General features: G+C 45.3%; 12 protein-coding genes and 1 pseudogene. 9 read left to right on the top strand and 4 right to left on the bottom strand.

Annotated elements, in window-relative coordinates; all coding sequences use genetic code 11:
• Positions 1–57: 57 nt before the first annotated feature.
• Together Q5691_RS26375 and Q5691_RS26370 are read left to right on the top strand one after the other, a co-directional pair.
• Positions 58–192: pseudogene (locus Q5691_RS26375) on the top strand (type II toxin-antitoxin system VapC family toxin); the annotation flags it as partial.
• 4 nt (positions 193–196) lie between these two features.
• Entirely contained in the window at positions 197–376 is a 180-nt protein-coding gene (locus Q5691_RS26370) for a hypothetical protein (protein ID WP_333348075.1), read from the top strand.
• Positions 377–427: 51 nt separating this feature from the next.
• On the opposite strand, the gene Q5691_RS26365 is transcribed toward Q5691_RS26370, so the two are convergent.
• Entirely contained in the window at positions 428–1,444 is a 1,017-nt protein-coding gene (locus Q5691_RS26365; protein WP_333348072.1) for an adenosine kinase, read from the bottom strand.
• Between the two features lie 145 nt (positions 1,445–1,589).
• Here Q5691_RS26365 and Q5691_RS26360 point away from each other — a divergent pair, with 145 nt between their 5' ends.
• From Q5691_RS26360 to Q5691_RS26345, 4 genes are all read left to right on the top strand, one after another.
• On the top strand, positions 1,590–3,149 hold the full coding sequence (locus tag Q5691_RS26360; protein ID WP_333214165.1) for an AAA family ATPase: 1,560 nt from the start codon (positions 1,590–1,592) through the stop codon (positions 3,147–3,149).
• 86 nt (positions 3,150–3,235) lie between these two features.
• Positions 3,236–3,562 (top strand): hypothetical protein, encoded by a 327-nt coding sequence (locus tag Q5691_RS26355; protein ID WP_333214163.1) that lies wholly within the window; start codon positions 3,236–3,238, stop codon positions 3,560–3,562.
• A 112-nt stretch (positions 3,563–3,674) separates the two neighbouring features.
• A complete protein-coding gene (locus tag Q5691_RS26350; protein WP_333311557.1) occupies positions 3,675–4,469 on the top strand; it encodes a YdcF family protein in 795 nt (264 codons plus the stop codon).
• 325 nt (positions 4,470–4,794) lie between these two features.
• A complete protein-coding gene (locus tag Q5691_RS26345) occupies positions 4,795–5,028 on the top strand; it encodes a hypothetical protein (RefSeq protein WP_333214159.1) in 234 nt (77 codons plus the stop codon).
• A 92-nt stretch (positions 5,029–5,120) separates the two neighbouring features.
• On the opposite strand, the gene Q5691_RS26340 is transcribed toward Q5691_RS26345, so the two are convergent.
• The 3 genes from Q5691_RS26340 to Q5691_RS26330 form a co-directional block, all read right to left on the bottom strand.
• The gene (locus Q5691_RS26340; protein ID WP_333214157.1) at positions 5,121–5,354 is read right to left on the bottom strand and encodes a ferredoxin-thioredoxin reductase variable chain; all 234 of its coding nucleotides are present in this window, start codon (positions 5,352–5,354) and stop codon (positions 5,121–5,123) included.
• Positions 5,355–5,632: 278 nt separating this feature from the next.
• Positions 5,633–8,404, bottom strand: coding sequence for a DUF3536 domain-containing protein (locus Q5691_RS26335; protein WP_333214155.1), 2,772 nt, complete (start codon positions 8,402–8,404; stop codon positions 5,633–5,635).
• Positions 8,405–8,504: 100 nt separating this feature from the next.
• Positions 8,505–8,735, bottom strand: a complete 231-nt coding sequence (locus tag Q5691_RS26330; RefSeq protein WP_333348069.1) for a hypothetical protein — start codon at positions 8,733–8,735, stop codon at positions 8,505–8,507.
• A gap of 288 nt (positions 8,736–9,023) precedes the next feature.
• Between Q5691_RS26330 and Q5691_RS26325 the strand changes: the two genes are divergently transcribed.
• The 3 genes from Q5691_RS26325 (at position 9,024) to Q5691_RS26315 (ending at position 12,628) form a co-directional block, all read left to right on the top strand.
• Positions 9,024–9,236, top strand: coding sequence for a hypothetical protein (locus tag Q5691_RS26325; RefSeq protein ID WP_333348066.1), 213 nt, complete (start codon positions 9,024–9,026; stop codon positions 9,234–9,236).
• A gap of 259 nt (positions 9,237–9,495) precedes the next feature.
• Positions 9,496–9,930: a hypothetical protein gene (locus tag Q5691_RS26320; RefSeq protein WP_333348063.1), complete on the top strand. Its 435-nt coding sequence runs from the start codon at positions 9,496–9,498 to the stop codon at positions 9,928–9,930.
• Between the two features lie 10 nt (positions 9,931–9,940).
• Positions 9,941–12,628, top strand: coding sequence for a ParA family protein (locus Q5691_RS26315; RefSeq protein WP_333348060.1), 2,688 nt, complete (start codon positions 9,941–9,943; stop codon positions 12,626–12,628).
• Positions 12,629–12,744 lie beyond the last annotated feature (116 nt).

Raw genomic sequence — 12,744 nt, 5'->3', positions numbered from 1 at the left:
AGCGGCGATGAATGATGACTATATGATGCAGATTCTCAAGTGCTTGTGTCAAGCCTGATTGAGATGCTCTTACCCTGGAACTGTAAGCATATCGCTAACGCTCAAATTCAGAGAAAACTTGCAGAAATTAGTTTGGATTTGGGATACCAATTACCGATCATTTGTACGCCTTACGAACTACTAGGAGGTTGAATTTATGTGGCAAGATGAGATCGTGGAGAAAATTCACCAAATTCGCGAACAACACGCTAAGTCATTCAATTACGACTTGGATGCTATGTTTGCAGATTGGCAGAAAAAGCAGGCTAAAAGTGGAAGAAAAATTATCTCAAAATCACTCAATCCACGCACTCAGCCAACCTCTATTTGTGGTTAAAAAAAGAGCGATCGCCCTTAATCCAAAAAGTGCGATCGCCCCTTTCAATTCCTAACCAGAAATCACCTCATTCAAAAGATGAGCCTGAGAACCCTCAAGCCGAGGCCCATGAATCTGCACCACCCTAGAAGCCAAGAAATTGCCCCAGCGAGCCGCTTGTGTAGAACTTAAACCGTTAGTAATTCCAAACAAAACACCCCCCGCAAAAGCATCCCCAGCACCCACAGTATCGATCGCCTTTACCGGAAATCCAGCCACATCAACAATCTGTTTGTTCTCCACCACCATGCAGCCTTTATCCCCATTAGTGATAAAAGCCAAATCGGAAATCTCGCTCATTTTCCGAGCGCACTCTTCCAAAGATTCCTCCTTAAAAAAGCTCCGAACTTCATCAGCATTGCAAAAAATTACATCGCAATATTCCGAAACCACCTTGTGAAAATCATCAGCAAATCGATCGACTAAAAAGCCATCCGAAAAAGTAAAAGCCACCTTCACACCCAGACGCTTAGACTGTTCCATCGTCTCAATGCTAGCCTTTCTCGGCTCGGGAGCATCCCAAAGATAGCCCTCAACATAACTGTACTTGCAGTGAGCCAGTCGATCGACATCAATATCAGTCGTCGCCAGAGTAGTAGAAACCCCCAGATTAGTACACATCGTGCGTTCCGCATCCGGCGTAGTCAGCACCACACAAGTACCAGTGGGTTCCTTAGACTCAGCAGCAGGATGCACGTTAAAATCAATCCCCGCCGCCAGCAAATCTTGCCGATAAAATTCGCCGTTAGTATCCTTAGCAACCTTCCCCGAATAATACGCTTTACCGCCGCTCTGAGCCAAACCAATCATCGTATTTGCCGCCGAACCCCCCGATCGCATTTGCAGCGAATTGTGCTCTAAATCGTGCAAAATCCCCCCCTGCGTTTCCGAATTCATCAGCGTCATCCCGCCGCGATTCAGCCCGTGGCCGAGTACAAATTCATCTTCCACCAATGCTAGGATGTCTACAAGGGCATTGCCTACGCCAAACACATCCACGGAACGGGAATCTTGATTATTTTCTGTCATCGCTGTTTTTTTTTACACTAACTATCAACTCTATAATAAATCGGATTAAAGTCAACATCCCCACTCCCAATCTAAAGTCCCCAACTTAAAATCTAAAATTCACCATCCAAAATCCCCAATCTAAAATCTAAAATCTAAAATCGCTATGACTTGTCTCCCACCGCTGATTCAGCAAATGTTGCAGCCCGGCTTTTACCCGCACGGGGTGACAGAACCAGTGCAGCTAATTCAGACTCACGCTTCCTTTGTCCTGCTGACAGGAGATTATACTTACAAAATCAAGAAACCAGTCAATTTTGGCTTTTTGGACTATTCAACTTTGGAGAAACGGCAGCATTTCTGCAAAGAAGAATTGCTGCTGAACCGACGCACGGCACCGGAAATTTATCTAGAAGTTTTGCCAATTGTTCAAATTGGGGATTTATTTCAATTGGGCAGCAACTTACCTGCTATAAATTCTGGCGAGATTGCTGTAGAATACGTGCTGAAAATGCGAGAATTTCCTCAAGATTCGCTGTTGCTCAGCTTGTTGGAACGCGGACTTTTGACCGAGCAAATTATGGCAGACTTAGGCCGGGAAGTTGCCAAGTTTCACAGCACGGCAAATAGTAATAGCTACATTCGCACATTTGGCGAAGTCAGTCAGATTCGTACAGCAATAGACAACAATTACCTGATCTCGCAAAAATATATTGGCGGGCCGCAGACTCAGGCACATTTTCAGGAAACTAAAGATTATACTGATGCGTTTTTTGAGGAAAATCAAGAGTTATTTAATATTCGGGTTGCCAAGAATAAAATTCGCGAGTGCCACGGAGATTTGCACTTGCGGAATATAGCCTTCTGGCAAGATAAAATATTGCTATTCGACTGCATTGAATTTAACGAGCCTTTTCGCTTTGTTGATGTGATGTACGATGTCGCTTTTACAGTAATGGACTTGGAATCGCGGGGGCGCAGAGACTTAGGCAATGCTTTTCTCAATACTTACATCGAACAAACAGGGGACTGGGAAGGACTGCAACTGTTGCCTCTGTATTTGAGCCGTCAAGCTTATGTTAGAGCAAAAGTAACTTCGTTAATGTTGGACGATTCTGCTATTTCAACAGCCCAAAAAGCAGAGATTTCACAAACGGCTGCTCATTACTATAAACTGGCTTGGCAATACACAAAACCGCACCGGGGAAAGTTAACTTTGATGTCTGGTTTGTCTGGTTCTGGCAAGAGTACAGCAGCTCGATATTTGGCTCGACGCACAGGGGCAATTCACATTCGATCCGATGCGGTTCGCAAACATTTAGGCGGAATTCCTTTAAATGAACGCGGGGGGCAAGATTTGTACTCGGCTGAAATGACCGCGCAGACCTATGGTAGATTGTTAGAGTTGGGGATAATTTTGGCTGAGCGAGGTTGGAATGTGATTTTAGATGCCAAGTTCGATCGCCAAAACTTGAGAACCGATGCAATTAATCAGGCTCAATCCCACGGCTTGCCCATTCAAATCATTTACTGCACCGCACCAATTGAAGTATTGCGAGAACGCCTGCAACAGCGCAGGGGCGATATTGCAGACGCGACAGCCGAACTATTGAGTTCGCAGCAAGCAGCTTTTGAACCTTTTACAGAATTAGAGCAAATTTCTGTAAAAATTGTCAATACCGCCCCAGACTTAGAGGTACAATTAAACGAGATTTGTGGGGAGTAGTTGTAGCTCGATCGCCCTTGGCAATTTGATTGTCTGCTAATATTGTAAATATCTTTCTGTGTTATTACAAACACAACTTGCAGCTTATGCCAAAATTTACCGGAGACTCCAAGGGGTTTAGCCCCGCGCTGATATGGTTTGTGTTGTTTACCGTTGGGTTTCGCTTAGTAGGATGTAAGCTGCCCCTGAGTCTCGGTCTTGGTGTCCTCGGCGGCGTGGCAGCAGGTTTAATTGTCGCTTGGTGGCACAACGAATTACTACTCAACCCGAATATGAATTCCCAGGACAAAACCTCGGATGCTATCCTCAATAAAGAAGTAGTGCAAAGGGACGGCCATAAATATAGCAGAACCTCTAGGGCTGACGCTGCTACATTGTTTGGCTGGTTATCTGGACCAGAAGATCGTCGCTAGCATTAGTCATTAGTCATTAGTCATTCGTTAACATTCACTAATGCCCTTCGTTCCAATACCCAATACTTCGGCTACGCGAGCGTACAATTTCCCAATGCCAATTTCCAATTGAATGTTTGTATTTCTATCGAAACTCTTGCCGCTGTTTATTTATCCTTTGGGGTTGAGTTGCCTGTTAATGATGGCGGCTTTAATCACACTTTGGAAGCGTCCCAAATGGGCGGCGGCGCCAATTGCTGGGGCTCTAATTATTTTACTGCTCGGAAGTAGCGGTTGGGTTTCAAAATCGTTAGTTCGATCGCTCGAATGGCAAAACTTACCAACCGCCGAACTCCCCCAAGCTGAAGCGATTATCGTCTTGGGCGGCGGTGTCAAAGCAGCTTTACCTCCCCGTCCTTGGGTAGAATTAGCGGAAGCGGGCGATCGAATAATCTACGGTTCCCGACTTTATCGGCAAGGCAAAGCTCCTTTGCTAATTCTCAGCGGCGGTAGAGTAGATTGGAAAGGTGGCGGGCCTCCCGAATCAGCAGACATGGCAGAAATTGCCCAAACAATGGGCGTACCAGCATCAGCAATTCTGCAAGACCCCGATTCACACAACACCTATCAAAATTCCGTCAACGTGCGGAAAATTTTAGATGCTAAAGCTATAAAAGGGCCGGTTTTGCTAGTGACATCGGCGATGCACATGACTCGATCGCTCTTAATTTTCCAGCGTCAAGGAATAAAAGCAATTGCGGTACCAACAGACTTTCAGATCACAAAGCAGGATATCGCAGCATCCCAAAGCAATTGGCAAGCAGTCGCCTTGGATTTATTGCCGGATACCTATCAGTTAAACCAGTCAACTAAAGCTTTGAAAGAATACATCGGCTTAATCGTTTATCGGCTGCGGGGATGGCTTTAACAGAATTTTAGATTTTAAATTTTGGATTTTAGATTGAAGAATTTAAACTCATATCAAATCCGGTTGCATCCCAATTATAGGGGCGGGGCGGGTTTATATAATTTGTCTATACTTATCAAATATCTGGGCGAACCGGCCCCTACAAAACTTCATCAGATAAGATTCTAAATCAAAGGGATACGATCTAAAACCTAAAATCTAAAATCTAAAATCTAAAACCTAAAATCTAAAATCTAAAATCTAAAATCTAAAATCTAAAATCGATTGAGTGTGCTAGCTTAAAGTCAATACAGCCAATATTAGCCACCGTCGCCCCCAAACAATCATGCTGCCCCACGAGTTGCAAAACATTGCCCCAGAACCGACTCCCGCGGCCGAAATTTTTCAGAGACACCAAATTGTCCGCGAGTTTTACGACGAAATTAAGTACCGTCAAGAACTAGAACTTCACTGCCAGTGGTATTACGCTACAGCCAAGCAGCATCAGCAGGAATTGCAGAAAATGCAGGGAGATTGGAATATTTTAGGTTGGTTCAGCCGCAGAGGGTCGAAAAATTAAGGATTAAATAAATTACGAATATTAACTCAATCCCACTTTAAACAACCGAGACCCAAGATCCCGACTTCTTTAAGAAGTCGGGGATCAAACAGCTAGACTTCAGAAGAGATCAATTCAACCTCATCTTCTTTGAAATGAGCTTTAAATTTTTTGTCAAACTGAACTAGAATCGGCCAATTGGCACTTACAGGTCTGCCGTGCCATTCCTGAACGATCGCCACGACTTCTCCTTCCATACCCTTAATATCAAATGGTTGACTGCGATTTTCAGGATGGTGGTAGACAACAACAGAGTTTTTAATGCAAACGCGATCGCCAACTTTCATAAATTTAAACTTAGTGTTCTTTCTTCCAAACTCTACAAAGCGCGCAAGTGCAGAACACCTGTACGCTTTGGGGACAGTCTTTTTATCTTCCCACATAAGTAGAGCGAAAACTTAAACAAAATTGGCGGTTCTCTGTCGGTGCTTCGAGCGCCCGCCACGATCGGCATGGAGGCATCCAGGCCGATCTATTCTCGGTTGAAACCGTAGGCCCGATCGGCATTTCAAGCTCGATCGGGCGGATTCTCAAGGGCGGGAATAGATGCAGGCTAATCAGAAAACTATTTACTTAACTGATTTAACCAACACTCAACATCAACAGCCAAGGTTTGACCCAACTCCAGCAACTGCCGGATCGAAGACAACTCCCAGCCGCCGCCTGAACGTGCAATCTCCAAGGCAACAGCAGCCACCGCATTTTCGTCCGCCGAGGCATCTTGCCGTTGCAGCCAGCCCAAGCACAGAGGCACAATTTGGCTGTACAGAGAATCGAAATACAGTTCCTGCGATTTGTCCAAACACAAGCCTAAACTCAGCCGATCGCCCACAGCAATCAAACGCTCGATCGTGCGGATATCAGCTTCCAACTTGACAGGCGAGCGCTCATCCACACCCGATCCTGCTTGCAGCAGCCTGTCTAGCGATCGCCAAACCATCTTTTCCAAAATTTCCTTGACTTCGGGAACGTTCAACCGACAGCGGAGATGGCCGCTTTCAGTGGCGATCGCCTCAATTTCTGCCAGCAGCGGTTCCACATCCTCCGTTTCCACTTCCAGCGCCTTGGCCGCCGTCAAACAGCGGTGTCCCAAAGCAACCTCAGCAGCCACCTGCAACTCTACCGGCACCGGCAACTCGTCGCGGTGGAACGCCATCATCACCCCGTAATTTTCGCGGTAAACCTGAGTGTAAAGCTGATCCAACCGAGTCAAATTTTCCTGACTCAGCAACTGCACGATCCGGTGGCGTTCCTCAGCGAATAAATCCCGCAAGCTAAACGACTGATCCCCAAACAGGCGCACCATTTCCAGAATCGCGTGGGCCGCCGAAGCTTCTTGCATAACCCCAAACAACCGCTCTTTGAGCATAGTGTAAGACCGGCGGCTGCCAAAAGGCTGAATGCAGCAGTGGAAGTCCCAGCCGCCGAGGTGCAACGCAGCAAACACAAAAACCTCTGTTTCCCGCGTAATTTCCGAGGTTAACTGCAATTGACCCACAGCCAGAGTCATCGAGCCCATGCGCTGAATTTGGAAGTCTTCCTGCTGGGCCTGATAGCAGTAAAGTCGCTCTTCGCGGGAGTATTTGGCAAACAGAGAACTGATTGCGTAGTGGGCGGCCACTTGTTTGAGACTAATTTGGGCTGTCACCACCAGTTGGCGGTAAACTTCTGCCCCTGTTTTAAAACATTCAACGTTGCTGGGTACGAGGGCTAGTTGAGCGACAAAATCCTTTTCTAGCTGCACGCCGGTAACTTCGCCCGCCAATTCCAGCGCCCGGGCCGCGTAGCGCAGAATTTGCACGCCTTCTGGCCGCGAAATTTCTTCAAAAAACCAGCCGCAGCTAGTGAACATTAACAGCGTGTGGCGCTGCATTTCCAGCAGTCGCAGGGCGTCCACCTGTTCTCCGGCATCGAGGGGGCGCACTTGATGGCGTTGTAGGAAACTGTCAACGTTAGCGGGCGATCGATCCCGGATGACCTCAATATATTCATCTCTGGCTTTCCAGGGATCGCACAACAGTTTGCGCCCCGCTTCTTCGTAAATCGGAATCAGTCGATCGCGCAGCCAATTCAGAGTATCCCGCAGAGGGCGGCGCCATTTGAGGTGCCATCCGCCGCCACCACCGCAGCCGCAATCATCTTGCCAGCGATCGACCCCGTGAGAACAACTCCAGGCCGTCACCGGTTTGAGTTCCACTTCCCAAGCGCTCGGATTTTGACTTAAATAATGAGCAAAATTCGTCACCGTCCAGCCTCGACGGGGAAACTCTTCTGTGAAGGCGTAGGCGAGGCATTTTTCCGTACTGTGTTTGTGGTGGCCGAAAGTTTCGCCGTCCGTCGCCACGCAGATTAATTGAGCCGGTCGGTGGTCTCCGCGTACTGCTTGACCCAAGCGCCCGACCAAGTGGTGGCTGCTGCTGAGAACGTCATTGAAGCCCATATCCCGCGAGATCGGGCCGTCGTAGAAAAAGATATCAATGTAGGGAGTGTTGGCAGGTGGGGCTTCGGAATTTTGGGAGTGCTGGCGGCCAAAATAGTGAGTGCTCAGCGGCGAGAGTTGGTGGTCAGCCATCAACCGCATTTCCGGCTTCAAATAGCAGCGGTACGGGCGAGTCGGATCGATTTGACCGCCGCCGACTTCGTGCCATTCGGAATTTTCCGCTGGTTCTCCTTCGTGGTTTTGCCCGATTAGCGGGCGGCAGCGTTCGGCTTGGGAGGGAGCTAAGACAATGAAGCGGATGCCTTCAGCGACTAAAACTTCGAGGGTGGCGTAGTCTACGGCGGTTTCTGCGAGCCACATTCCTTCGGGATCGCGATCGAACCGGGAGCGAAAATCTGCGATCCCCCACCGAATTTGGGTGTATTTGTCTCGCTCGTTAGCGAGAGGCATGATGATGTGATTGTAGACTTGGGCGATCGCGTTGCCGTGACCGTTGAGCCGCTGACAGCTTTTGCGATCGGCTTCCAGAATCCGCTGGTAGACTTCAGTGTCGTAGCGTTCGAGCCAGCTCATCAGGGTCGGCCCGATGTTGAAGCTCATATACTCATAGTTGTTGACGATCCCCGTGACTTCGCCGCGATCGTTGAGTATGCGGGCAAAGGCGTTCGGGCGGTAGCACTCGATGTCAATGCGTTCGTTCCAGTCGTGGGCGGGAGAGGCGCTGGCTTGGCGTTCGATCGCGTCCAGATAAGGGTTTTCCCGGGGTGGCTGGTAAAAGTGACCGTGAACCGTCACGCACACCCCAGTTGCAGCAGCCACGCTGGTTTGGGTTGCAGCCGTTACGGTTGGCGAAGACAAAGGCAGCACATCGGATTGAGTAGTAGAAATCGAAACCATGCGGGCAAATCCTCACTCAAGTAGTTAAAGACAATAAAACCAGCCTAATTAGAAACTGAAACCTTACGCAGCAAGAGTTACAGCTAGGCATCTGTTCGGGCTAAATTTTGGCAGATAAGTTTTGATACATTTGTAGTATTGCGAGCAAAGCATTCGTTCCAAGATGCCAACCGTCGATCCCTGGTTTTTTTGCCAATGCTTTGCTGTTGAAAGAGTTAAAAAAGGTAGCTTTTGCTGCTTTTTGGCACTTGCGACCCATTTCCGCTTCGTGCTTGCAGGGCTGCTCATTGAGAGTTTCATTTACCTTGCTGGATTGTAAAGTCTTATTCATTAAATAGCAACTTTTCGCCGGAAAAATTTAATGTTTAGCAATAAATCTTGGCGGTTGTGGATATCGGTTTAATGCCCGATCGATTTATAGAATAATAGTTTAGCCAGAGTTTCGCATCATACTTTAGGTGCTTTTTACCTAAGTTCTGGAGAAGTTAGGCCGGTTGGGTTAGGGCGGGGCAGATTTGCTGCAAATGTACTTTCCAGAAGAGTTGTAACACTGGTGCGGAGTCAAAGGTCAACAAAAAAGCAAAACGGTAACTGTTATATTTTAACCCCTGAGAGGTATGTGGGGGCGGAGGCATTGGAGGAGGAGGAGCGTTTGGAGGAGAATATGCTGCATTTGACGGCGAAGGAGGCATCTGCTGCACCCCGTTGCTCTACTCTTGCTGTCGTCCTGCCGAAAGCTGATTGGGACGTTTTTGGGGCGATCGCAGACATTGCGGAGGACAGTATCAGACTAATTCAGAAATTAGTTATACTGTATTATCTAATTCCCTGACTGTAAATACTGCAAGTCCGTACTGAAGAAACAATGAAAACATCAACCCATATCAAGGATATTTTGCCCGTTCCATCTGACCTTTGTTTAAAAAAATATTTTTTTATTCGCTCAAATTGTCATCCGAAAAATAATAGAATTTGCCCAATTCAGTATCAAACTTAACTTTTTATTGCGCTGGCTCAATATCTAGGTAATCATCTAATAAAGGCGATATTTATTTGTTACAGCTACCAACTTCACCAAACCTCTCGCAAACATGGAAGATTACCAAGCTGCTTTTTTACAACGTCATACGGATACTGAAAAACTTTGTCACTCCAACCGAAAAGTAGCCGCCATGCACTTCGGAGGCATTACCATAGAATGTTTACTAAAAGCGATGATATTAGCTTCCCTGCCCAAAAGAGCAAAGCGAGAATGGAAAACTGATTCTAACAATCCTCAACACACAATTACTAATCCGGGACATAGTTTTCAAGATGCTTTGAAGCGGCATAATAAGCTTCATGATAGAGTGCAAAAGTTTCCACAAGTAATGAAATGGCTTAACACAGTTGAAAATCCCAACAATCAACATTTTATAGATATGCGCTACTCTAGTAGTGAATCTGATGAGCCAAACTATAAGCAGTGGCTATTTGCATATAATAGTCTCATAGGTTGGTTACAGACGCAAGCTACTAAACTTTGAGGACGCAGATATGCAGGAAACTTGGCAAGTATCGCTTAAACGGGAGCTTACGGACATTTATGTACAGACTCAGCAGGAATGGATCGACATAAATATTTCAACTTCTGGACTTCTGAATTTAACAATTATAAGTGATCGCTTTAAAGAATTATCTTTCCCACAGCGAAAAGAGGAAGTGTCTCGCATCCTTCATAAATTTAAAATATCCCCAGGTTTTATTTCTTTATATACAGTAGAAGAAGCAAGATATTTGGATTTGTCAGCCCCCCAGCTTACAAATGGAAGTTCAGTACAAACTTGGCAAGATTTAGCTTTGTGGGCGGCAAATCCTCAAAATCAATCTCAATCCCCTCAACCTGAACCCCGCATTCCTCGAACAATAACATTCTACTCCTTTAAGGGAGGAGTCGGTAGAACAACTGCCTTAACCCATGTGGCTTGGATTTTGGCTATGCGCGGTCGAAAAGTGGTGGCTGTTGACTTAGATTTAGAAGCACCAGGTTTAAGTACAGCTTTTAGCTTAAAACCACTACCTGAATTCGGTATTGTAGATTATTTTTATGAACGATCCTATCTACCGGAAGAGTTAGAACCAAATGTTTTAATCACCAAGATATTTGGCGAAGTTACAATACCGGATGCTAAAGGAAGACTCTTCATTGTTCCTGCGGGTTCTTTAAGTCTTGATTACATTTCTAAAGTTGATGATCTTCGAGCAACTACTATTCTTGATAATGGTGAAACTCTCTGGTCTATTTTTAGTCGAGAAATTCAAGAGCAGTTAAAACCAGACGTTATTTTAGTAGATTCGCGTACCGGAATTAATGAATGGGGTGCTTTATCTCTACTTCAAGCTGCTGATGAGGCAATTATTTTTTTGTTTCCGAACGAGCAAAATCGGCAAGGCATTGATCTTCTCCTAAAATCACTCAATTCTTTTGGCAAGCTATCAATCAACTTTGTGTTTTCACCTGTTCCTGATATCAGCAATAGTGGAACGGCTAAAGTTACAGAGGTTTGGCAGCTTTTACGCAAAGTCATTGAGGGCGAAATAGATCAAGATGAACTGAATGAAAATGGTGATGACTCAGATGAGTCTCAATCTGAAATAGCAGAACCATTAATTGTTCCTTACCTGCCATCAATTGCTCTAGCCGATAATCATCCTGTAACAGGTTTGTTGGATTACTACAATCGAATTGCTAACTTAATAGATGAAGAAACTATTCAAATTCGCTCACAGGAAATTCTAGCAGCAACAGATACAGAACAACGCTGGAAAATTATTGAAAGCCTTCAATTTCCCGCCTTAAATGCTGCTGACCCCAGCTCAAATCTTCTGGATCTATTTCAGAAAACTCCTAATTTTGACAAATTTTTAGATGAAACAACTTGCCTCATCCGAGGTAGAAAAGGAACTGGGAAAACGGCACTTTATTCACTTTTATTAGAACATGAGGATAAGGCTCGACAGCTAGCTCGTGGCCGATTAGATTCTGCAATCTTCCTCTCTGGTCATGGTGCATCCCAGACCAGTCGCCCAACACGCAACGACTTTCAAGTTATCCATCGAAACTTAAAAGATAATGAGGGAACTTGGGAGGCATTTTGGCGAGCATACCTGATATTTCGAGTATATCAAAAAAATTATTTAAAACTGCCAGATAAAGGGAGTCAAAAACCAAAATTTGAAACTCTACGCAACATCTTGAAGGGACTGCCGGAAGAAAACTGGAAGGCTGAACATACTAAAGCCTTAATTGAATTATCAACTGATTCACAGTTGATACTTGTTTTGCCGGATGTCTTAGATATCCTGAACGAACAGCAACGGGATAAAAATAAAACACTTTGGCTTTTATACGACGATTTAGATGAAGACTTCCCCGAAAGAGATGGCGTTAGACAGCAAGCTTTAAGTGGTTTATTTCAACTTATTCAAGCTTGTGATGCCCGTCACTTAACATCTATTCGCTTTAAAATATTTCTGCGAGAAGACATTTGGAATCGTTTGAACTTTGACAATAAAAGTCACTTCAATGGACGCGATCTATTTTTGAAGTGGACAAGGGTAGATTTCTTGCGGTTAGCCCTTCGCCAAGCCACGCAAGCACAAGATTTTAAAGATTTAGTAGATCGTTCTTCACCTGTTGAAAATATTGATAATGCTAATGAAGAAACCTTAAACCGCGCCCTAGACTTATTGTGGGGAATACGTCGAAGAACAGGAAAAAAAGCTAAATATGTTTATAGATGGGTTTACGAACGTTTATCAGACTTAAATGGTACTGCCTTTCCCCGCAGCTTAAGTGCCTTGCTTCAAGGAGCAAAAGAGCAGGAGCTAACTTACAAGGGACAAACATCAGTTAAGGCTCCAAGCGATCGTTTACTTCGGGGAACATCTCTGGAAATTGGTTTAGAAAAGGCATCAGAGGAACGTTGTGATGCAATTAAACAAGAATATCCTGACTTATGTCCATTTTTTGAAGCTTTAGAAGGTGTTCCCGCTTTACCTAGCAGGCAACAACTTGAGCACGTCTGGGAGAAAAGCGCACAGAAAATATATCCTGATTTTGATGAATTTGCCAGTTTTTTAACTGAAATTGGTCTGGCTAAATGGCGCCATAAAGAAAACCGTTACGGGTTTCCTGATATTTATGTGTATGGTTTCAAGATGATTCGTACAGGGACGAAGTAGCAAATTATGCTTGTGAATGAACTTATAGTTACTAACGCTGTAAGGATTCAGGTCTGAAATTCGGGAATGAGATCAGGCCGAGCCAAGTCACAAGAATGGGCAGAAATAGCCTCACG

The sequence above is a fragment of the Microcoleus sp. w1-18aA5 genome (genome assembly GCF_036701705.1).
Lineage (GTDB): Bacteria > Cyanobacteriota > Cyanobacteriia > Cyanobacteriales > Microcoleaceae > Microcoleus.
The sequence above is the reverse complement of the archived record's forward strand: the minus strand, read 5'-3'. Positions and strand labels throughout refer to the sequence as shown.

What these genes read in the sequence shown, in the direction of transcription:
- Q5691_RS26370 (WP_333348075.1), top strand. Translation starts at nt 197, where the DNA reads ATGTGGCAAGATGAGATCGTGGAGAAAATTCACCAAATTCGCGAACAA.
- Q5691_RS26365 (WP_333348072.1), bottom strand. Translation starts at nt 1,444, where the DNA reads ATGACAGAAAATAATCAAGATTCCCGTTCCGTGGATGTGTTTGGCGTA.
- Q5691_RS26360 (WP_333214165.1), top strand. Translation starts at nt 1,590, where the DNA reads ATGACTTGTCTCCCACCGCTGATTCAGCAAATGTTGCAGCCCGGCTTT.
- Q5691_RS26355 (WP_333214163.1), top strand. Translation starts at nt 3,236, where the DNA reads ATGCCAAAATTTACCGGAGACTCCAAGGGGTTTAGCCCCGCGCTGATA.
- Q5691_RS26350 (WP_333311557.1), top strand. Translation starts at nt 3,675, where the DNA reads ATGTTTGTATTTCTATCGAAACTCTTGCCGCTGTTTATTTATCCTTTG.
- Q5691_RS26345 (WP_333214159.1), top strand. Translation starts at nt 4,795, where the DNA reads ATGCTGCCCCACGAGTTGCAAAACATTGCCCCAGAACCGACTCCCGCG.
- Q5691_RS26340 (WP_333214157.1), bottom strand. Translation starts at nt 5,354, where the DNA reads ATGAAAGTTGGCGATCGCGTTTGCATTAAAAACTCTGTTGTTGTCTAC.
- Q5691_RS26335 (WP_333214155.1), bottom strand. Translation starts at nt 8,404, where the DNA reads ATGGTTTCGATTTCTACTACTCAATCCGATGTGCTGCCTTTGTCTTCG.
- Q5691_RS26330 (WP_333348069.1), bottom strand. Translation starts at nt 8,735, where the DNA reads ATGAATAAGACTTTACAATCCAGCAAGGTAAATGAAACTCTCAATGAG.
- Q5691_RS26320 (WP_333348063.1), top strand. Translation starts at nt 9,496, where the DNA reads ATGGAAGATTACCAAGCTGCTTTTTTACAACGTCATACGGATACTGAA.
- Q5691_RS26315 (WP_333348060.1), top strand. Translation starts at nt 9,941, where the DNA reads ATGCAGGAAACTTGGCAAGTATCGCTTAAACGGGAGCTTACGGACATT.